This is a genomic window from Microbacterium sp. CR_7 (assembly GCF_041954755.1).
Taxonomy (GTDB): domain Bacteria; phylum Actinomycetota; class Actinomycetes; order Actinomycetales; family Microbacteriaceae; genus Microbacterium.
Genome location: NZ_JAVAYF010000003.1, coordinates 331967 through 350419 on the forward strand (window position 1 = coordinate 331967; position 18453 = coordinate 350419).

The following is an 18453-nucleotide window of genomic DNA, read 5'->3' on the forward strand; positions in this document are numbered from 1 at the left end:
CCGGCATTCTGGGACGATGCCCCTGTCTGCGCGTGAGCTGCATCAGCGTGGCGTCGACGCGGCCAACTCCCGGCGGTTCGGTCAGGCGCGGCGAGCGCTGGCGACGGCGTCCGCGCGCGTCGGCGACGATGCCGACCTGCGGGCGCGCATCGAGGGCACGATGGCGTACGTCCTCGCTCAGACGGGCGAGCCCGCTGAGGCGGAGCGGCTGTCTCGCGACGCCCTCGAGCGGCCCGGTCTCCGCGCTGAGACGGTGGCGCTCCTGCACGGCCAGCTCGGCACACTGCTCATGCACGGCGGTCGACTCGACGAGGCGGATCAGTCGCTCACGCGGGCGATCGACGCGCTGGACGAGGGCTCGATCGAGCGCGCGAACCTGCTGATGAGCCGTTCGATCGTCGGGATGCAGCGGCACCGGCTCGACGACTGCACCGCCGACCTGCGCAGCGCCATCGCCGTCTACGAGGCGCTCGGCGAGGAGGAGCCCCTCGCCGAGGCGCGCCACAACCTGGGGTACGCCGCGCTGCTCGGCGGTGACCTCATCACCGCCCTGAACCTCATGACCGCCTCACGGCCGACGCTCGCCGCCACGAGCGACCTGGCGGCGGCTATCAGCGACCTCGACCGGGCGGAGGTGTTGCGCGACGCGGGGCTGACCACCGAGGCGGAAGCGCTACTCGACGAGGTCGCGACGCGGTTCGGAGCGCAGCGGATGCGGCAGGCGCGCGGAGAGGCCGAGTTCCATCTCGCCCGCTCCCTGCTGCGGCACGACCCCGCGTCCGCCGAGCGCACCGCCGCCAGGGCCGCCCGTCGCTTCGCGTCGCTCGGCAGCGACGGCTGGTCGGCGCGGGCCGAGGCCGTGCGCCTGGAGGCGGCACTCCGCGCCCGCCCGGGGCGCGACGTCGACCACGGGGCCTTCGCCCGCACCGCCGCCGCGCTCGCCGACGGCGGGTTCCGCACGGAGGCGACCGCCCTGGCCCTCACCTCCCGGCTCGCCGACGAACAGCGGATGCCGCGCATCGCCGCCGACGCGCCCACACCCCTGCGATTGCGTGCGCACGAGGTACGGGCGGTGCGAGCGGCGAAGGCCGGGAAGGATGCCGCAGCCCTGCGCGCCGCGGCGGACGGCCTCGACCTTCTCACGTCGTGGCAGCAGTCGTTCGGCGCCCTCGATCTGCAGGCGTCGGTCGCGATGCACGGCACCGAGTTGATGTTCGCCGGGCTCGCGGCGGCGGCGCGCACGCAGGATCCGGCTGTGCTGTTCGAGTGGTCGGAGCGCGCCAGGCACCTGAGTCAGCAGGTCGCCCCGGTCCGTCCGCCGCACGACACCGACCTCGCCGCCGACCTCGCGGAGCTGCGGATGCTGCGTGCCGACCTCGCCGGCGCGGACTGGACCGCCGACGCCAGGGTGAGGGCGCTGCGCGACCGGGTACGGGAACGGCAGTGGTCGTCGATCGGCGCCGGCGCGAATCGCGGGCGTCTCGATCTGCCGACGACCCTGGCTCGGCTCGACGAGGAGACGGCGATCCTCGCCTACGTGTACACGGGTGAGGACCTGCTCTGCACGGTCGTCACGGCGGCCGGGGCGTCGGTCGTCGAGCTGTCGTGGCCCCGCGTCCGTGCCGCCCTCGACGGACTGCGCGCCGACCTCGACGTCGCGGCCCTCACGCACGGAGGGCCGATGGCGGCGATCGTCGCCCGCTCCCTCGACCAGCGGCTGCACGCGCTCGACGAGTCGCTGTTCGCGCGCGTCCGCGCCGCGGCGCCGCATGCGTCGCGGCTGGCGCTGACGATCCCCGGCATCCTCGGCGGGATCCCCTGGGCCATGCTGCCGGGACTCACCGGCATCCCGTTCACGATCGCGACCTCCGTGTCGCGCCTCCTGGGGGACCGCGCGCTCCCTCGCCGAGAGCCCGGCACGACGGCGCACCGCGCGGGGTTCGCCGCCGGGCCGCGCGTCGCCCGCGGCATCGAGGAGGTGCGCACCGCGGCGAGCGCGTGGGGCGGGGCCGAGGTGCACGTCGGGGAAGACGCGCGAGTCGACGCGGTCACCGACCTGGCCGGACGCGTCGAGGTGTTCCACATCGCCGCCCACGGCCGCCACGCCGTCGACAACCCGCTGTTCTCGGGCTTCGAGCTCGCCGACGGCACCCTGTTCGGCTATGACGTCGACCTCATCCGGCGTACGCCCGACACGGTCGTGCTGTCGGCGTGCGAGCTCGGCCGGTCCTCGGTGCGGTGGGGGGAAGAGGCACTCGGCATGACGCGCGTCTGGCTGCATGCCGGTACGCGATGCGTGATCGCAGCGCCGGTCGTGGTCGCCGACGATGTGGCGTGCGAACTCCTCGGCGCAGTGCACGCGCGGCTGGCGGACGGCGACGCTCCCGCCGTGGCGCTGGCCGCAGCATCCGAGTCCACGGGTCTCCGCGCCCCTTTCCAGTGCCACGGGGACGGGTTCTGAAGATTTTCTCCACTCGATGTATCAGATGGGGATGCACCCTCTCCTGATCTGCAGAGGGTGCCGTGCGAAGGGCTTCGGAAACGAAGCGCGAGGGAGGCGCAGTCGAAAATGGGGAATCTCGTGCACTGGGGAGTGCGAGAGACGACATGGACACCATCTACCTCGGGGATGTCGCGAGAGGGGTCGCGACATCCCCACCAACCGTCGACGAGGGTAGGGTCGGCCGGATGCCGCGACGGGCGGGGACCCCGTCGCGGCACCGGTCAATCCGCGACGATCACGCGGTACCCCGCCGACGTGAACTCGTCCCGCATGGCGGAGGAGAGTCCGTCGTCCGTGATGAGGGTCTGGAAGAGATCCGCCCCGCCGATCGACGCGAACGATCCGGCTCCGACCTTCGACGAATCGGCGACGATCACGGCACGCTGTGCGCGCTGCGCCATCACGCTGTTGACAGCCGCCTCCCGCTCGTCGTCGGTCCTGGCGCCATCGGCGGGGTCGACCGCGTTCACACCGATGAACGCCATGTCGAGCCGCACGCCGCGCAGCAGCTGTTCCACGAACGGCCCGACCAGCTCATAACTGCGCGAATGGATGACGCCGCCCGTCACCACCACCTTGATGTCGGGCCGCGTCGCGAGCTGCGCGGCGATGTTCACGGCGTTCGTGACGATCGTGATTCCCGGCCCTGCGGTGAGGTCGGCGCGCGCCGCGAGTGCCGCGGCGATCGCCGTGGTGGTCGTGCCGCCCGAGAGGCCGACGACCATGCCGGGCGACACGAGCGCCGCCGCAGCGCGGGCGATGCTCTCCTTCTGCCGCGTGCGCAGATGGCTCTTGTAGCGCACCGGAAGCTCATAGGCGACCGAGTGCGCGACCGCTCCGCCGTGGGTGCGGGTGAGCAGTCGCTGCTCGGCGAGGCTGTCGAGGTCGCGGCGGGTCGTGGCGGCGGAGGCGCCGAAGCGCTCGACCAGGTCGTCGACGGTGACCTCTCCGTCGACAGCGAGCAGGTCGAGGATCGCGGCGAGTCGAGCGGCGCGCTTCATGAGCTCAGTCCGCCGCCGGTGCGAGGGCGAACAGCCGCAGCATCCGCTCCGCCTCCTCCGCCAGCGCCTCCCGCGCCGGGGCGAGGTACTTGCGCGAGTCGACCAGCCGCTCATCGGCGGCGAGCATCTCACGGACGGCACGGGTGAAGAACCCGTTCAGGTGCGTGGAGACGTTGATCTTCGTCATCCCCGCTCGAACGGCGGCAGCGATCATGTCGTCGGCGACGCCGGAGGAGCCGTGCAGCACGAGCGGCACTCCGAGGGCGGCTTTCAGACGCGAGATCAGATCGAGATCGAGGGATGCCGTGCGATCCGTCATCGCGTGCGACGACCCGACCGCGACGGCGAGAGCGTCGACGCCGGTCGCCGCGACGAAGGCCCTGGCCTCCTCGGGATCGGTGCGGACGCCCGGGGCATGCGCACCGTCCTTGCCGCCGACCTCGCCCAACTCCCCCTCGACGAACACGCCGGCGCGGTGGGCGCGTTCGACGACGGCCGCGGTGAGCGCGACGTTCTCGTCGTAGGGCAGCGCTCCCCCGTCGAACATGACGGACCCGAAGCCGAGCTCGACGGCCTCGTCGACGAGCTCGGGTCGCTCCGCGTGATCGAGGTGCACGGCGACGGGCACCGCAGCGCGGCGGGCGAGGGCGAGCGTCGCCAGCGAGATCGGCTCGAGACCGCCGTGGTAGTCGGCGCAGTTCTGCGAGATCTGCAGGACCACGGGCAGGTGCGCAGCCTCAGCGGCGCGCACGAGGCCCTCCCCGGTCTCCAGATGGATGACGTTGAACGCGCCGATTCCGGTGCCGCGGGTCGCGGCATCCGTCACGAGTTCACGGGCGGAGACGAGTGTCACGGTGAGTCCTCTCGGAGGGTGGACGTATGCGGAGCGACGACGAGACGGCCTCCGAGCGTGCGCCAGTCGTCGGAGATCTCGCCGGCGAGCGGCATCAGGACCGCCGCGGCCGACCACGCCGTGGCCCGCCGCAGGACGGTCTCGGGGTCGCGCACGCCGTCGGCGTAGAGCACGGCGCACGCGGCGACGCCGGCATCGCCCGCTCCGGTGGGGTTGCCGGCGAGAGGTGCGTCGAGACGGGCGTGGAGGACATCGGATGCCGTCACGGCGAGCATCCCGTCGGCGCCGAGCGACAGGAGGACCAGCTCGGCCCCGCGCGCGATGAGCGACCGGGCGCCGTCGACCGGGTCGGCGATGCCCGTGGCCTCGACGAGTTCGGCGGCGTTCGGCTTGAGGACGGATGCTCCGGCATCCGCCGCGCGCACGAGCGCCGCGCCCGACGTGTCGACGATCGTCGGCACGCCCGCGTCACGAGCGGTGCCGATCAGCAGCGGGACGAAGGACTCGGGGGCGCCGGGCGGCAGACTCCCCGAGATGACGAGCACGCGCGCGCTCGGCAGAGCGTCGACGACCTCTCCGAACAGCGCCGCCCACTCCGGGTCCGTCGGATTCACGCCGCGCTCGTTGATGATCGTGGTGTCGCCGAGCTCCTCGTCGACGATCGCGACGCTCTGCCTCGTGGCCGCCGCGACGGGCACGACGCGGTGCGGCACACCGCTCGCGGCGATCTCGGCTGAGAACGCGATGCCGGTGCGCCCGCCTGCTGTCGTGAGCGCGAGAGTCGAAGCCCCCTGCGCGTGCGCCACCCGCGCGACGTTGAGTCCCTTCCCGCCGGCGCGCGCCGCCCCGGCATCCGCCCTGTGTGTCGCGCCGACCGTCAGACGGTCGACCCGCCAGGTGAGGTCGAGGGCCGGGTTCGGGGTGACGGTGAGGATCATGCGAGCTCCCGTGCGCGGAGGGCGGCGCCGAGGATGCCGGCGTTGCCGGAGAGCTGGGCGGGGACCAGGTCGGGGATGCGGTGGAAGCTGAGTCGTGCCGTGAGGCGGTGGCGGAGTTCGTCGAACAGGACATCGCCCGCGCGCGAGAGCCCGCCGCCGATCACGATCGCCTGAGGAGCGATCACCGCGGTGAGCTGAGCGAGCGAGAGGGCGAGCGCGTCGAGCGCCGACTCCCAGATCTCGGCGGCGACCGAATCGCCGCCGGAGGCGCGGGCGATGACGTCCCTCGCTCCATCGGGGATCACGCCCGTGGCCTCGGCGTACCGCCGGGTGATCGCGCCCGCCGACGCGACGGCCTCGAGGCATCCGCGTGCGCCGCACGGGCAGATCGGGCCGTCGGCGATCGGGGAATGGCCGATCTCTCCCGCATATCCGCCCGCGGTGTACGGGACGCCGCCGATGATCAGCGCGCCGGCGATGCCGGTGCCGATCACGAGGACGACCGAGTCGTCGTAGGCCCGTGCTCCGCCGAGCACGTGCTCGGCCCAGCTCGCCGCCCGCACGTCGTGGTCGAAGGCGACCGGCAGACCGAGTCGGGCGGACGCCAGGTCACGGATCGGGCTTTCACGCCACCCCATGTTGCTCGCGAAGACGCCGATCCCGGCATCCGGATCGACGATCCCGGGCACGACGAGCCCCACCGCCCGCGGCTCGATCGAGGGGAAAGCCGTGCGGTACTCGGCGGCGAGCACGCCCAAGCGCTCCATGACCGCGGCCGTGCGGTCGCCCGAGCCACCCGGCGTCGGTGTTCGCCTCAGGTCGAGTGCCGTGCCGTCGGCATCGAAGAGGGCCGACTTGATGTCGGTCCCGCCGACGTCGAAAGCGAGCACCGGAGCCCCGGCACCGAGCGACCGCGCGGCGCCGGCGCGATCCACGACCCCGGCGTCAGGCACGGCCATCGGACTCTCCGGTATCGCTGAGGTCATGCATCCAGGATGACGGATCGCGTCAGGTTGCGCGGCTCGTCGGGCTCCAGGCCGCGAGCCACGGCCCGGTCGAGCGCCACCCGGTGCAGACGCACGAGGTCTGCCAGCGGGTCGACCGGATGCTGCACGAAACGCGCACCGGTGGCCTCCACCTGCGCGGCGAGACCCTCGGGCGCCTCGCCGAACTGCCAGGTCACGCGCCCCGGAGCGGCGATCGCGATCGGGCCGTGCCGGTACTCCATCGAGGCGTACGACTCAGTCCACGACTGCGACGACTCGCGCATCTTCAGGGCGGCCTCGTGGGCCAGGCCGACGGTCCAGCCGCGACCGAGGAAGGTGTACTGCTCGGCATCCCCCAGCTCGGCGTCGTCGTCTGCGGCGAGCACCGCAGCGGCATCCTCGATCGCGGGCGTGAGGTCTTCTCCGAGCGAGGCGCGCAGCAGCGCGAGCGAGGTGGTGGCGAAGCGCGTCTGCACGACCGACTTCTCGTCGGCGAAGGGCAGCAGCACCGCCTCGTCGACCAGGGAGACGAGCGGAGAGGTCTCGTCGCCGATGACACCGATGACCTGAACCCGACCGCGCACGCGCTCGACGAGCTCGAGCACCTCGGTGGTCGTGCCCGAACGGGTCAGGGCGACGACGGCGTCGTAGCCGCGGTCGACGAAGGCCTCGGATGCCGCGAAGGCGTCGGTCTCGCCCTGGCCGGATCCTTCACGCAGAGCGGCGTACGCCTGCGCCATGAACCACGAGGTTCCGCAGCCCACCACGGCGATGCGGGCACCCGCCTCCGGGAGCAGCGCCTGCTCGTCGCGCATGGCGACCGCGCGGGCCCAGGTCTCGGGCTGCGAGGTGAGCTCGGCGCGCATGTGCGCGCCGGGAAGAGTCTCGGTCATGGGATCTCCGTCGTTGGTTTGATGCACGTTTGTGATTTTTCGAGGCTGTTTCAATCATAGTATGGCGATATCGGGAGCCCCAGCAATATTCTCCTTGATTTGTTTATTCGCCTGACAAATAATCGAACAACTCCACGCCGATCCTCCGGAGAGGCGACCACGCACTGTCGCGTGCTGTACTCGCGGCTGTGCGACCCTCCGCTCCATCCGAGCGGTTCCTGACACAGTGAGGAATGCCACACAGATGAAGAAGTCACTGCGATTCGGCGCCGTCGCACTCGCGGCAACCGCCACACTCACGCTCACCTCCTGCGGTTTCGGTGGTTCTTCGGGAGGGGGCGGCGGCGGAGACGACGCGAACACCCTGAGCCTGCTCGTCCCGAGCTACTCCGACGCGACCAAGGGTCTGTGGGAAGACGTGATCGACGGGTTCGAGAAGGAGAACCCCGACATCACCGTCGACCTCGAGGTGCAGTCCTGGGACAACCTCGAGAAGGTCATCTCGACCAAGATCCAGGCCGGCGAGGCGCCCGACATCTACAACGGCGGTCCGTTCGCCGGGTTCGTCGGCGACGAGCTGCTGTACCCGGTCTCGGACGTCGTGTCGGAGGACACCCTCGCCGACTTCCAGGACGCGTTCATCGCGAACGCCGAGGTCGACGGCACCGCCTACGCGCTGCCGTTGATCGCGTCGGCGCGTGCCCTGTTCGTCAACAACACACTGCTGCAGCAGGCGGGCGTGACCGAGGCTCCCCAGACGTGGGACGAGCTGCTGGATGCCGCGACCAAGGTCTCGGCCCTCGGCGGCGGCGTCGCCGGCTACGGCATGCCGCTCGGCTCCGAGGAGGCCCAGGCCGAGGCGGCCGTGTGGCTGTGGGGCGGCGGCGGCTCGTTCGGCGACGCGTCCGAGATCACGATCGACACCCCGGAGAACCTCGCGGGCGCCGAGCAGATCAAGAAGATGATCGACGCCGGTGCGACGCAGGCCGACCCGGGTTCCACGCAGCGGTCGCCGCTGATGGACATCTTCATCCAGGGCAAGATCGGGATGCAAGTGGGCCTGCCGCCCACGGTCGGTCAGATCGAGGAGGGCAACCCCGAACTGGACTACTCCATCGTCCCGATCCCGACGAAGGACGGCTCGCCCTTCACGCTCGGCGTCATGGACCAGTTGATGGCGTTCCAGAACGACGGCGACAAGCAGGAGGCGATCACCAAGTTCTTCGACTACTACTACTCGGCCGACGTGTACGTGCCGTGGGTGCAGGCCGAGGGCTTCCTGCCGGTCACCAAGTCGGGCGCCGAGCAGCTGTCGGGTGAGGAGGCGCTCGCGCCGTTCCTCGAGGTGCTGCCCGACGCGCAGTTCTACCCGTCGACGAACCCGAAGTGGTCGGCGACCGACGGCGCGTTCAAGTCGCTGTTCGGGCAGCTGCAGACCAAGCCGGCGCAGGACGTGCTGACCGAGATCCAGGCGCAGGTCGACGCGGGCTGAGCCCCGCGGAAGGAGAGGTTCGGGGATTCCCATGAGCCAGACCACAGAGTCCCAGACCCTCGCGGGGGCGGCCACCGGCCGCCCCCGCCCCTCGGGCTCCGCGCCGCGCGCGCGTTCCCGGGGCAAGGACCTCCTCCAGGCGCTGCCCTGGATCGCGCCGGCCCTGCTCCTCATCGTCGGAGTGGTGTTCTTCCCCGCAGGGGTCATGTTCTATAACTCCACCCGCGACATCTCGCTTTCCGGCCTCGACAAGGGCTCGGTCGGGTTCGACAACTTCGCGACCGTGTTCGGGTTCGCGGAGTTCTGGCCGATCCTGTTCCGCACGATCGTGTGGGTCGTCGTGGTCGTCGCGTTCACCGTGATCATCTCGCTCGGCCTCGCGCAGATCCTCAACAAGGCGTTCCCCGGCCGGCAGATCGTCCGCATGGCTGTGATCGTGCCCTGGGCGGCGTCCGTCGTCATGACGACGATGGTCTTCTACTACAGCCTCGAGCCCTACTTCGGGGTGTTCAACAAGTTCCTCTACGACATCGGTCTGTCCGACGACGCCGTGGGCTACGGGTGGACGAAGAACCCCGCCACCGCGTTCGCGTGGTCGATCGTCATCGCGATCTTCGTGTCACTGCCCTTCACGACCTACACGATCCTCGCCGGACTCCAGTCGGTGCCCGCCGATGCCATCGAGGCCGCGAAGATGGACGGCGCCGGACCGGCGCGCACGTACTGGTCGATCGTGCTGCCGCAGCTGCGCAGCGCCCTCGCCGTCGCCGTGCTCATCAACATCATCAACGTCTTCAACTCGCTGCCGATCCTCAAGGTCATGACCGGCTCGATCCCCGGCTACGGCGCCGACACGATCATGACGATGATCTTCAAGTACATCGAACTGCAGAAGAAGGTCGACGTCGCGAGCGCCCTGTCGGTTGTCGCCTTCCTCATCGTGATCGTGATCGTCGCGATCTACGTCAAGGCCGTCAAGCCCATGAAGGAGGTCTGATCGTGACCCTGACCGAGACCGCCCTCGTCACCACCGCCGGGCCCACCCCCGCGCCGCGCATCCCCGGCCGCAAACGCCGGTACACCGCTGACCAGGTCACGCTGCCGCGCGTCATCCTGCGCACGGCCGCCGGCTTCCTCGTGCTCGCGATCTTCGTGCTGCCGTACCTGATCATGTTCTTCGGCAGCGTGAAGACCAAACCGCAGATCCGCTCGGTCGACCCGACCTACCTCCCCGTCGAGTGGCACTGGGAGAACTACATCTCGATGTGGTCGACGCCCGAGACCCCGCTGCCGTACAACCTCATCTCGACGATCATCATCGCGGTCTTCGCGACCCTGCTGGTGCTGCTCGTGTCGCTGCCTGCCGCGTACTACACGGCGCGGTTCCGGTTCCCCGGGCGCATGGTCTTCCTGTTCCTCGTGATCGTCACGCAGATGCTGCAGCCCGCGGTGCTGACGTCGGGTCTGTTCCGTCAGTTCACGACACTCGGCCTCGGCGACACCTGGGCCGCGATGATCTTCATCAACGCGGCGTTCAACCTGTCGTTCGCGGTGTGGATCATGCACTCGTTCTTCGCCGGCATCCCGAAGGAGGTCGACGAGGCCGCGCAGATCGACGGCGCCGGTCGCTTCACCGTGCTCTTCAAGATCAACCTGCCGCTGGTCTGGCCGGGCATCGTGACGGCGATCGTCTTCACATTCGTCGCCTGCTGGAACGAGTTCGCCGCGTCTCTCGTGATCCTGTCGACCGACAAGAACCAGCCCCTGTCCGTCGCGCTCACCAAGTTCGTCGGTCAGTACGAGACGAGTTGGCAGTACGTGTTCGGGGTCTCGATCGTGGCGATCCTGCCCGTCGTCATCCTGTTCATGCTCATCGAGAAGCGCCTCGTCGGCGGACTCACCGCCGGCAGCGTGAAGTAAGCGGCACGACGCCCGTCAGTTCTGCGGCCATCGGCGACTTCTGCGGCCATGCCGGTTCGAGGTGGCCGCAGAAGTGACCGTTCACCGCAGAATCTGCTCCGGTTGCATGCCGTCGAGCATCGGCATCCGTCTCTGCTCGTCGCGGAACATGCTCGGCGACCGGCCCAGACGCCGGCTGAACTGCCTGGTGAAGTAGGAGGGATCGTCGAATCCGACCTGCCGAGCGATCGCGCCGACCTCGAGATCGGTCTCGACCAGCAGCGACTGCGCCCGCGCGAGCCGGGCATCGATGAGGAGCTGCACGGGTGTGAGGCCGGTCGCCGCGAGCGTGGCTGCTCGCAGCTCGCCGAGACTCATGCCGAGCTCTCGCGCCCGGATCGCCATCGGCACCCGGCGGGCGGCGCCGCAGCGGAACGCATCGATCCGGTCGCGTGCCGCGTGTGGCATCGTCAGGGCGGCGAGGCCTGCGATCCAGGCGTAGCCGGTGGCGGATGCCCGGAGGGCGGCGGCGTTCCCGCTGTCGACCAGGTCGGTGTGCAGCCCGGAGAACGTCGGTGCGAGCGCGTCGGGCACACCGTCGAGCGTCACGATCGGCGAACCCCGTCGCCAGACGCCGAGCTCGTCGAGAGCGCGCGTCGCCGCCCCCGAGAAGAGCACCCAGTGCTCGGTCCAGCCTTCACGTCGCGGGCCGTAGCCGTGGACGACACCGGGGAAGAGCCAGATGAGCGCCGGCGCCTCCACCCGCACGTCCCCCGTGAGCGGACTCGAGTACCACCCGCTGCCGTCGCTCACCACGACGGCGGCATGGGAGCGCAGGCGTCGATCACGGAATCCCTCGTTGCGCCCCGAGTACTCGCCCGCTCCGAGGCAGGCGATCGTGACATCGGCGAGCGTGCGCGAGGGATTCGCGTAGATCGCCCAGTTCTGCATGATCATCCAGTGTCACCACCGGAGGCTCCGGAGACAAGAAAGTGACGGTGAATGTCGGATCGGACTACGGATGCCGCGGCATCCGCTCCGGGCTCCAGCGCACGCCGAGCGCGGCAGCCAGGGCGGCCTGCGCGGGCCCCACGGCCGGCGGTATCCGCGGATCCGCGAAGCGCACGGGCACCTGGGCCGTGCCGGTCGCCGCGTAGTCGGTCTCAGAGCGCACGAGATCGAGGAAGCGCTCGCCGAGCACGACCCCCGGTCCGCCGATGACCACCTCGACCGGATCGAGCAGAGCGCTGATGAGCTTGATGACCCCGGCGAGAGCGCGGGCTCCCTCGTCGAGATCGCGCTGATCGGCGCGGTCGACGAGGTCCACGATCTGGGCGCGGCCGAGTGAATCCGAGAACTCCGCGCCGAGCATCGACCCGAGCGACGCCGCGGACTCCAGGCATCCCGTCCGGCCGCACCGGCAGCGCCGCGCGGCGTCACCGAACACCACCTGCACGTGGCCGATCTCGCCGGCACGGTGACGCGGACCCGGGGCGAGCTCGCCGCCGAGTGTCACTGCCGCCCCGATACCGCCGCCGATGTGGATGAAGAGCCGGTGTCCGGTCGTCGGCTCATCCGCCCCCGCCTCGGCGAGGGCTTCGGCGTCGACGTCGTTGACGAGAAGGACGCGCGTGCCCAGTGCGGCCCCGAGCTGCTCGGCGAGCGGGACGCCCTGCCACTCCAGCTGCACGCTCTCGAGCACGGTTCTCCCATCGGTCGTTCCGGGCAGCTGCACCGCCGCGATGAGCACACGGGATCCGTACTCGGCGGCGATGGTGGCGAGGGCGGACTCCAGTATCCCGATCCGCGTCGCCGCAGTGAATGCGACCCGCTGCGAGTCCACCTCCCGACCATCGAGCGAGAAGAGGGAGATGAGCGCGTCGGCCGGGCGCAGGAGGACGACGACGATCCGGTGATGCGCGGTGTCGATGCCGAGAGTGGTCGCCCGCTTGCCGCCCGTGCTGGCGGCCGGCGCCCCCTCGACGATAAGGCGGGCGTCGAGGAGCTCGGCGACCAGCGAGGACGCAGTCGCCGCCGTCAGGCCCGTGGCGCGGGCGATGCCGGCGCGCGTCTGCGCTTCGGGCTCGTCGAACACCAGCTGCAGGGCCCGTCGCAGATTGGCGCGCCGCACGGACGCCTGGGTCTCGAGAGTGTCGTCGTGGCTCAGCATGATGCGGTCTCCTGGAAGGGAGAGTGTTGACAGCGCGGAGTCGTCTGGGTAGCCTCGCACATAGTTTAGTCGTTGAACTAAGTCGGGTTCCGGGCGGGCGAGTGCTGCACACACCGTCGCTCGCCCGGAAGACCCGTCATCGACCTTCGGCCGCCTCGGTGTGGTGGCGGATCACTTCTGCGACCACGAAGTTGAACCATTTCTCGGCGAACTCCGGGTCGAGATGAGCTTCTTCCGCCAGTGCTCGGAGGCGCGCGACCTGCTGCTCTTCGCGGCCCGGATCGGATGCCGGCATCTCGTGCTCCGCCTTGAGTCGGCCGACCTGCTGCGTGGCCCGAAACCGCTCGGCGAGCATGAAGATGAGAGCGGCGTCGATGTTGTCGATGCTGGAGCGCAGTCGGAGGAGTTCAGCCCGGGGATCTTCGGCGGCGGTCATGCCCCTACTCTACGGAAACACGGGTCTGAGCGACCCTGCGGGTGACGTCGGATGCGGGGGTCGCGATGACGCCGGCCGCTATCGTGAGCACATGAGCGACGACGAGCGGGCCCGGCCCGAGAGCGCAGAGGGCGCGGCATCCGATCGCACGGAGCACGGTTCCGCGACGACGGAAATGGACTCTAGCTCGGCAGAGACAGAGGGCGCAGTGGATGCCGCGGCATTCGCCGCGGCGGGGCACGCGCCCTCGTCCGCGCGCGCCAAGGTCGTCGAGCCCATGACTCCCAGCCGCTCCTTCTGGACGCGCATCGACCGGCCGTTCGTGTTCGGGTTCCTCGTGACGCTCGGCGGACTCGCGGCCGTGCTCCTCGGCCTCGCCCTGTCGAACCTCTCGACGGTGCTGATCTACATCGCCCTCGCGCTCTTCGCTGCTCTGGGTCTCGATCCGTCGGTGCGGTTCCTCGAACGCCGCGGCCTCTCGCGAGCTCTGTCGGTGGTCGCGGTGATCCTCGCGCTCGTCGTCGTCGCCGGTATGCTGCTGTGGATGGTGGTGCCGATCGTGGTCGATCAGATCGCCAGCTTCATCCGCTCCGTGCCCGGCATGATCGCAGAGTTCACCCGCTCCGACATCTACGCGACGCTGGAGGGGCAGTTCGGCGACCAGTTCGAAGACCTCGTCGCCGAAGTGCAGAAGTTCCTCACCGATCCGGGCAACATCGCCGTGATCGGCGGTGGGGCGCTGCAGGTCGGTGCGAGCATCGCCTCTGCCGTCTCGGGCATCATCGTCGTGCTCGTGCTCACGCTGTACTTCGTCGCGACGCTGCCGACCATCAAGTCGGGTCTGCTGCGCCTCGCCCCGGCCCGCGACCGCGCCCGCGCCAGCGACATCACCGACCAGATCACCGACTCCGTCGGCGGCTACGTCATGGGGATGGTGATCCTCGCGTTCTGCAACGCGATCCTCGCGTTCCTGCTCTATCTCTTCCTCGGCCTGCCGTTCCCCCCGCTCATGGCGACGGTCGCGTTCTGCATCACCCTCATCCCCCTCGTCGGATCCGTGCTGTTCTGGATCATCGGCACCACCCTCGCCCTGTTCACGAACCCGATCGCAGCTCTCGTGTTCGCGCTCGTCTACCTCGTCTACATGCAGATCGAGGCGTACGTCATCACACCCCGTGTCATGAACCGCGCGATCTCCATCCCGGGGTCGCTCGTCGTGATCGGCGCGCTTGCGGGCGGAACGCTGCTCGGGCTGCTCGGTGCTCTCGTGGCGGTGCCTGTCGCGGCATCCATCCTCATCATCATCAAGCAGGTGTGGGTGCCGAGGCAGGACGCCCGGGTCTAGCCCGCCCTCCCCGTTCCGCGTCGAAGCCCACCGCGCTCGTCGAGACCCACCGTCCGCGGCGTTCCGCATGGTGGGCCTCGGCGGGGATGGTAGGTCTCGGCGGGCATGGTGGGTCTCGGCGGGGATGGTGGGTCTCGGCCGGCATCGCCCGCCGCAGGTGCACGGACGCAGAAGTGCCCGGGTCCTCGGACCCGGGCACTTCGTCAGGCTCTTCGACTCAGATGAGGTCGTTGTCGGTGAGCCACTGCTTGGCGATGTCGGCCGACGACTTCTGATCGACCGTGCTCTGCACGTTGAGGGCGACGAGCTCCTCGCCGGTGAGCTTCGCGCTGATCTCGTTCAGCACATCGGAGACGTCGTCGGCGATGTCGCTCGAGACGATCGGCACGACGTTCGACGAGATGATGAGGTTCTCGGGGTCCTCCAGGGCCACGATGTCCTCGGTCTCGAACGCCGGGTCGGCGGTGTAGATGTCGGCCACCTGGATCGAGCCGGCGAGCAGCGACTCGAGGGTGGTCTGGCCGGTGGCCGAGAACGTCAGGTCGACGCCGTAGACCTCCTTGGCGCGAGCCGGGCTGTACGGACGCTGCTCGAACTCCGGCGCCGCACCGATCGTCACCTGGGACGAGACGTTCTTCAGGTCGCCGATCGTCTTCAGGTTGTTCTCCTCTGCGAAGCTCTTCAGGACCGTGTAGGAGTCCTGATCGGTGGCCTCGGCGAAATCGAGGGCGGTCAGGCTGTCGGGCAGCGCGTCGCCCAGAGCCGTGTAGACGTCCTCCGGGCTCGTGACGGTGACCTCGTCGTCGGAAAGATACTCGAGCAGGCTGCCCGTGTACTCCGGGAAGACGTTGATCGCACCGGACTCGACGTCGGGCATGTACGCGTCGCGCTGTCCGATGTTGAGCTTCTTCTCGACGTCGAAGCCGGCGGCCTCAAGCGCCTGAGCGTAGATCTCGGCGATGATCTCGTTGGAGTAGTACGCCTGCGAGCCGACGACGATGGTGTCGCCGCCGGAGCTGTCGCCGGAGTCGGTGGGCTCGTCGAGCGGGTTGCTCGACGAGCAGGCCGACAGGGCGAGTGCCGCCGTGGCGACCAGGCCGACGGCGAAAACGGAGCGCTTGCCTCGTGCTGTGAACATGGGATTCCTCTTCTCTGGAACTGCTGCTGTGTGACGAAGGGTCTGTGGGTTCGAACCGCCGGGTCAGGCGGTGGCTGGTGCGGATGCCGCCACGGCGGAGTCCGCACGTGCGCGGCGCCGAGGCGGACGCCCGGCGCGAAGCCCCGCAGGGACCGCGGCATGCTGCACCGCGGCGAGGATCAGGTCGACGATAAGAGCGAGCACCGCGACGAGCAGGGCACCCGCGAGCACCTGGTCGAACCGGCGCAGGGGGATGCCCTGGATGATCGGGTAGCCGAGTCCGCCGAGGTTGACGTAGGCGGCGATCGTGACCGTGGCGATCACCTGGAGCAGGGCCGATCGGATGCCGCCGACGAGCAGCGGCAGCCCCAGAGGCACCTCGACCTTCCAGAAGACCTGCCATCCCGTCATGCCCATCGACTTCGCGGCGTCGATCACCCGACGGTCGATGGCCTCGAGGCCGGTGTAGGCGCCGGCGAGCAGCGACGGGATCGCGAGCAGGACGAACGTGATGACGGCGGCTTCGGGGATGCGCAGGACTCCGAGGAGGAGGACGAGCAGGATCAAGAGCCCGAACGCCGGGATCGCGCGCGCGGCACCCGAGACGGCGACGGCGATCTCACGCCCCCTGCCGGTGTGGCCGATGAGCCACCCGATCGGAAGCGCGATCGCGGCGGCGATGAGAACGGAGATCGCGGTGAGCGCGAGGTGCTGGCCGAGCAGCTTCGGCAGCGCGTAGTTGCCCGTCCACTGCTCGGGGGCGAACATCCAGGCGAAGGCGTCGAGGAAGAGGTTCATGCGGGAGCCCCCACGGCGATGGCGCGAGCGGCGGGCGTCTTCTTCGCGACGCGGGTCCACGGCATCAGGGCGCGTCCGAGCAGCAGCAGGATCAGGTCGATCACGAGGGCGATGACCACGACCGCGATGACCCCGGCGAACACTTCGGCGATGATGCGGCGCTCGAGACCGTTCGTGAAGAGGTAGCCGAGGTTCGTCACACCGATGAGCGTGCCGACCGTGGCGAGCGAGATCGTGCTCACGGCAGTGACCCGGAGACCGGCGAGGATCACGGGTCCGGCGAGCGGGAACTCCACAGCCCAGAAGCGGCGGAATGAGGCGAATCCGGTTGCGGTCGCCGCCTGGCGCACGTCGTCGTCGACAGAGTCGAGGCCGTCGGAGACGGCGCGGACGAGGATCGCGATGGCGTAGATCGTCAGCGCCACGACGAGATTCGGCTCCTCCGTCGCCGAGTACCCGAGCGTCGCCGGCAGCAGGATGAGCAGCGCCAGCGAGGGGATCGTGTAGAGCAGGCCGGTGAGGACGATGATGGGCCCGCGCACGAGGCGGAACCGCCAGGCGACCCACCCGAGCGGCAGCGACAGCACGAAACCGAGCACGATCGGGATGATGCTCTGACGCAGGTGCACCAGCGTGAGATCGAGGATCAGCCCGACGTTGTCTCCGACCCAGTTCACGGGTGACCGCCCTGCACCGCGTCGAGGGCTGCGGTGTCGGGCCCGGAGAGCGGACCGTCGGACGTCTCGGCATCCGCCACGATCGCACCCTGCGTGCGGCCCTCCGAGTCCACGACGACGGTGCCGTGCGGAGTCTGCTTGAGGTGCAGCGCGCGGCGGCCCCGGTCGGCGCCGATGAACGAGGCGACGAAGTCGTCGGCCGGGTTCTCGATGATCTCGCTCGGGCTGCCCACCTGCACGATGCGCGCACCCTTGTCGAGGATCACCACCTGGTCGCCGAGGAGGAAGGCCTCGTCGATGTCGTGGGTCACGAACACGACGGTCTTGTCGAGCTCGTGCTGCAGACGCAGTGTCTCCTGCTGCAGGTCGGCGCGGACGATCGGATCGACGGCGCCGAACGGCTCGTCCATGAGCAGGATGTTCGGGTCGGCCGCGAGCCCGCGGGCCACGCCGACACGCTGCTGCTGTCCGCCCGACAGCTGGCTCGGGTAGCGCTCGGCCAGCGCCTGGTCGAGGCCCACCGTGTCGAGCAGTTCGCGCGAGCGCTTGTGCGCCTCGGCCTTCTTCACGCCGTTGAGGCGGAGGACCGTGGCGACGTTGTCGATCACCGTGAAGTGCGGCATGAGGCCGGAGTTCTGCATCACGTAGCCGATGCTGCGGCGCAGAGCGACGGGATCGCCCGCCAGAACGCTCTCTCCGTCGATCTCGACCTCTCCCGAGGTCGGCTCCACCATGCGGTTGATCATGCGGAGCAGGGTGGTCTTGCCGCATCCGGACGACCCGACGAAGACGGTCGTCTTACGCGATGGCAGAACCAGGCTGAAGTCGTTCACGGCGACGGCGCCGCCGGCGAACTTCTTCGTGACGTTGCGGAATTCGATCATGGCTGTACTCCAGTCGGTCGATCGACGAGTCGGGCATCGGCGCCCCGGCGCCGGCACACGGCGGTCATGCTTCGATCTGCACGCGGGGATCGAAGGCCACGAAGCCGGAGAAGTCCTTGCCCACCCGGTCGAACGCCGACGGATACGGGGTCGGGTACGACCACGCGTAGTCCTCGTGCAGCTCGCCGCCGGCCTGCACGGAGAAGTACTGCGCTGCGCCCTTCCACGGGCATGTGTACGGCGTCGGGCTCTCGACGAGCGCGCCCTCTGTGATCGATGCGGGCGGAAAGTACCAGTTGCCTTCGATGCGCGCGAGGTCACTCTCGTCTGCTTCAGCGATGACGGTTCCTGCGAGTACAGCCTTCATGGTCCTGCCTCCTGGGATGTGGGTATGAGCGTAACCGAGGTGTACGACATCCGCTCGGGGTTGTGCGAGCGGT

The 18453-nt window shown here is 69.6% G+C and carries 18 protein-coding genes; 5 read left to right on the plus strand and 13 right to left on the minus strand.

All coding sequences use genetic code 11. The features are described 5' to 3' along the window. Positions 1-16: 16 nt before the first annotated feature. Positions 17-2461, plus strand: a complete 2445-nt coding sequence (locus RAC81_RS07745) for a CHAT domain-containing protein (protein ID WP_375081820.1) — start codon at positions 17-19, stop codon at positions 2459-2461. A 263-nt stretch (positions 2462-2724) separates the two neighbouring features. Here the strand turns inward: RAC81_RS07745 and RAC81_RS07750 are convergent, their stop codons facing one another. Genes RAC81_RS07750 through RAC81_RS07770 form a run of 5 tightly spaced genes read right to left on the minus strand, consistent with a single transcriptional unit; the run spans position 2725 to position 7174 of the window. Beyond that, positions 2725-3504: a DeoR/GlpR family DNA-binding transcription regulator gene (locus tag RAC81_RS07750; RefSeq protein ID WP_375081821.1), complete on the minus strand. Its 780-nt coding sequence runs from the start codon at positions 3502-3504 to the stop codon at positions 2725-2727. 4 nt (positions 3505-3508) lie between these two features. Further along, positions 3509-4357 carry a ketose-bisphosphate aldolase gene (locus RAC81_RS07755; RefSeq protein ID WP_375081822.1) on the minus strand — a complete coding sequence of 283 codons (849 nt, stop codon included), beginning with the start codon at positions 4355-4357 and terminating at the stop codon, positions 3509-3511. Continuing rightward, complete coding sequence (locus tag RAC81_RS07760) at positions 4354-5295, minus strand: 1-phosphofructokinase family hexose kinase (RefSeq protein WP_375081823.1); 942 nt, start codon at positions 5293-5295, stop codon at positions 4354-4356. The genes RAC81_RS07755 and RAC81_RS07760 overlap by 4 nt, the downstream gene beginning before the upstream one ends. Further along, positions 5292-6281 carry an ROK family protein gene (locus tag RAC81_RS07765; RefSeq protein ID WP_375081824.1) on the minus strand — a complete coding sequence of 330 codons (990 nt, stop codon included), beginning with the start codon at positions 6279-6281 and terminating at the stop codon, positions 5292-5294. The genes RAC81_RS07760 and RAC81_RS07765 overlap by 4 nt, the downstream gene beginning before the upstream one ends. Then, on the minus strand, positions 6278-7174 hold the full coding sequence (locus RAC81_RS07770) for an SIS domain-containing protein (RefSeq protein WP_375081825.1): 897 nt from the start codon (positions 7172-7174) through the stop codon (positions 6278-6280). The genes RAC81_RS07765 and RAC81_RS07770 overlap by 4 nt, the downstream gene beginning before the upstream one ends. 244 nt (positions 7175-7418) lie before the next feature. Here RAC81_RS07770 and RAC81_RS07775 point away from each other — a divergent pair, with 244 nt between their 5' ends. From RAC81_RS07775 to RAC81_RS07785, 3 genes are read left to right on the plus strand one after another with little or no spacing between them, the layout of a single operon-like run. After that, the gene (locus tag RAC81_RS07775) at positions 7419-8666 is read left to right on the plus strand and encodes an extracellular solute-binding protein (protein ID WP_375081826.1); all 1248 of its coding nucleotides are present in this window, start codon (positions 7419-7421) and stop codon (positions 8664-8666) included. A 31-nt stretch (positions 8667-8697) separates the two neighbouring features. After that, positions 8698-9663: a carbohydrate ABC transporter permease gene (locus tag RAC81_RS07780; protein ID WP_375081827.1), complete on the plus strand. Its 966-nt coding sequence runs from the start codon at positions 8698-8700 to the stop codon at positions 9661-9663. A gap of 2 nt (positions 9664-9665) precedes the next feature. Continuing rightward, on the plus strand, positions 9666-10586 hold the full coding sequence (locus RAC81_RS07785; protein WP_375081828.1) for a carbohydrate ABC transporter permease: 921 nt from the start codon (positions 9666-9668) through the stop codon (positions 10584-10586). A gap of 81 nt (positions 10587-10667) precedes the next feature. On the opposite strand, the gene RAC81_RS07790 is transcribed toward RAC81_RS07785, so the two are convergent. The 3 genes from RAC81_RS07790 to RAC81_RS07800 form a co-directional block, all read right to left on the minus strand. Beyond that, positions 10668-11516, minus strand: a complete 849-nt coding sequence (locus tag RAC81_RS07790; RefSeq protein WP_375081829.1) for an AraC family transcriptional regulator — start codon at positions 11514-11516, stop codon at positions 10668-10670. A gap of 64 nt (positions 11517-11580) precedes the next feature. Continuing rightward, entirely contained in the window at positions 11581-12735 is a 1155-nt protein-coding gene (locus RAC81_RS07795) for an ROK family protein (protein WP_375081830.1), read from the minus strand. A 136-nt stretch (positions 12736-12871) separates the two neighbouring features. Continuing rightward, entirely contained in the window at positions 12872-13171 is a 300-nt protein-coding gene (locus RAC81_RS07800) for a chorismate mutase (RefSeq protein ID WP_375081831.1), read from the minus strand. 91 nt (positions 13172-13262) lie between these two features. On the opposite strand from RAC81_RS07800, the gene RAC81_RS07805 reads away from it, so the two are divergent. Beyond that, positions 13263-14516 carry an AI-2E family transporter gene (locus RAC81_RS07805; protein WP_375081832.1) on the plus strand — a complete coding sequence of 418 codons (1254 nt, stop codon included), beginning with the start codon at positions 13263-13265 and terminating at the stop codon, positions 14514-14516. 217 nt (positions 14517-14733) lie between these two features. Here the strand turns inward: RAC81_RS07805 and RAC81_RS07810 are convergent, their stop codons facing one another. The 5 genes from RAC81_RS07810 to RAC81_RS07830 form a co-directional block, all read right to left on the minus strand. Beyond that, positions 14734-15654 (minus strand): ABC transporter substrate-binding protein, encoded by a 921-nt coding sequence (locus tag RAC81_RS07810; protein ID WP_375081833.1) that lies wholly within the window; start codon positions 15652-15654, stop codon positions 14734-14736. Positions 15655-15717: 63 nt separating this feature from the next. Further along, positions 15718-16452 (minus strand): ABC transporter permease, encoded by a 735-nt coding sequence (locus RAC81_RS07815; RefSeq protein ID WP_375081834.1) that lies wholly within the window; start codon positions 16450-16452, stop codon positions 15718-15720. Further along, entirely contained in the window at positions 16449-17129 is a 681-nt protein-coding gene (locus RAC81_RS07820; protein ID WP_375081835.1) for an ABC transporter permease, read from the minus strand. The genes RAC81_RS07815 and RAC81_RS07820 overlap by 4 nt, the downstream gene beginning before the upstream one ends. Continuing rightward, on the minus strand, positions 17126-18013 hold the full coding sequence (locus tag RAC81_RS07825) for an ABC transporter ATP-binding protein (RefSeq protein WP_375081836.1): 888 nt from the start codon (positions 18011-18013) through the stop codon (positions 17126-17128). Before RAC81_RS07825 ends, RAC81_RS07820 begins: the two co-directional genes overlap by 4 nt. Positions 18014-18077: 64 nt before the next feature. Then, positions 18078-18380 carry a DUF427 domain-containing protein gene (locus RAC81_RS07830; RefSeq protein ID WP_341936034.1) on the minus strand — a complete coding sequence of 101 codons (303 nt, stop codon included), beginning with the start codon at positions 18378-18380 and terminating at the stop codon, positions 18078-18080. Positions 18381-18453: the final 73 nt, after the last annotated feature.

Coding starts and splice junctions, on each gene's coding strand:
- RAC81_RS07745 (WP_375081820.1), top strand. CDS start 17: ATGCCCCTGTCTGCGCGTGAGCTGCATCAGCGTGGCGTCGACGCGGCC.
- RAC81_RS07750 (WP_375081821.1), bottom strand. CDS start 3,504: ATGAAGCGCGCCGCTCGACTCGCCGCGATCCTCGACCTGCTCGCTGTC.
- RAC81_RS07760 (WP_375081823.1), bottom strand. CDS start 5,295: ATGATCCTCACCGTCACCCCGAACCCGGCCCTCGACCTCACCTGGCGG.
- RAC81_RS07765 (WP_375081824.1), bottom strand. CDS start 6,281: ATGACCTCAGCGATACCGGAGAGTCCGATGGCCGTGCCTGACGCCGGG.
- RAC81_RS07770 (WP_375081825.1), bottom strand. CDS start 7,174: ATGACCGAGACTCTTCCCGGCGCGCACATGCGCGCCGAGCTCACCTCG.
- RAC81_RS07775 (WP_375081826.1), top strand. CDS start 7,419: ATGAAGAAGTCACTGCGATTCGGCGCCGTCGCACTCGCGGCAACCGCC.
- RAC81_RS07780 (WP_375081827.1), top strand. CDS start 8,698: ATGAGCCAGACCACAGAGTCCCAGACCCTCGCGGGGGCGGCCACCGGC.
- RAC81_RS07790 (WP_375081829.1), bottom strand. CDS start 11,516: ATGCAGAACTGGGCGATCTACGCGAATCCCTCGCGCACGCTCGCCGAT.
- RAC81_RS07795 (WP_375081830.1), bottom strand. CDS start 12,735: ATGCTGAGCCACGACGACACTCTCGAGACCCAGGCGTCCGTGCGGCGC.
- RAC81_RS07800 (WP_375081831.1), bottom strand. CDS start 13,171: ATGACCGCCGCCGAAGATCCCCGGGCTGAACTCCTCCGACTGCGCTCC.
- RAC81_RS07805 (WP_375081832.1), top strand. CDS start 13,263: ATGAGCGACGACGAGCGGGCCCGGCCCGAGAGCGCAGAGGGCGCGGCA.
- RAC81_RS07810 (WP_375081833.1), bottom strand. CDS start 15,654: ATGTTCACAGCACGAGGCAAGCGCTCCGTTTTCGCCGTCGGCCTGGTC.
- RAC81_RS07815 (WP_375081834.1), bottom strand. CDS start 16,452: ATGAACCTCTTCCTCGACGCCTTCGCCTGGATGTTCGCCCCCGAGCAG.
- RAC81_RS07825 (WP_375081836.1), bottom strand. CDS start 18,013: ATGATCGAATTCCGCAACGTCACGAAGAAGTTCGCCGGCGGCGCCGTC.
- RAC81_RS07830 (WP_341936034.1), bottom strand. CDS start 18,380: ATGAAGGCTGTACTCGCAGGAACCGTCATCGCTGAAGCAGACGAGAGT.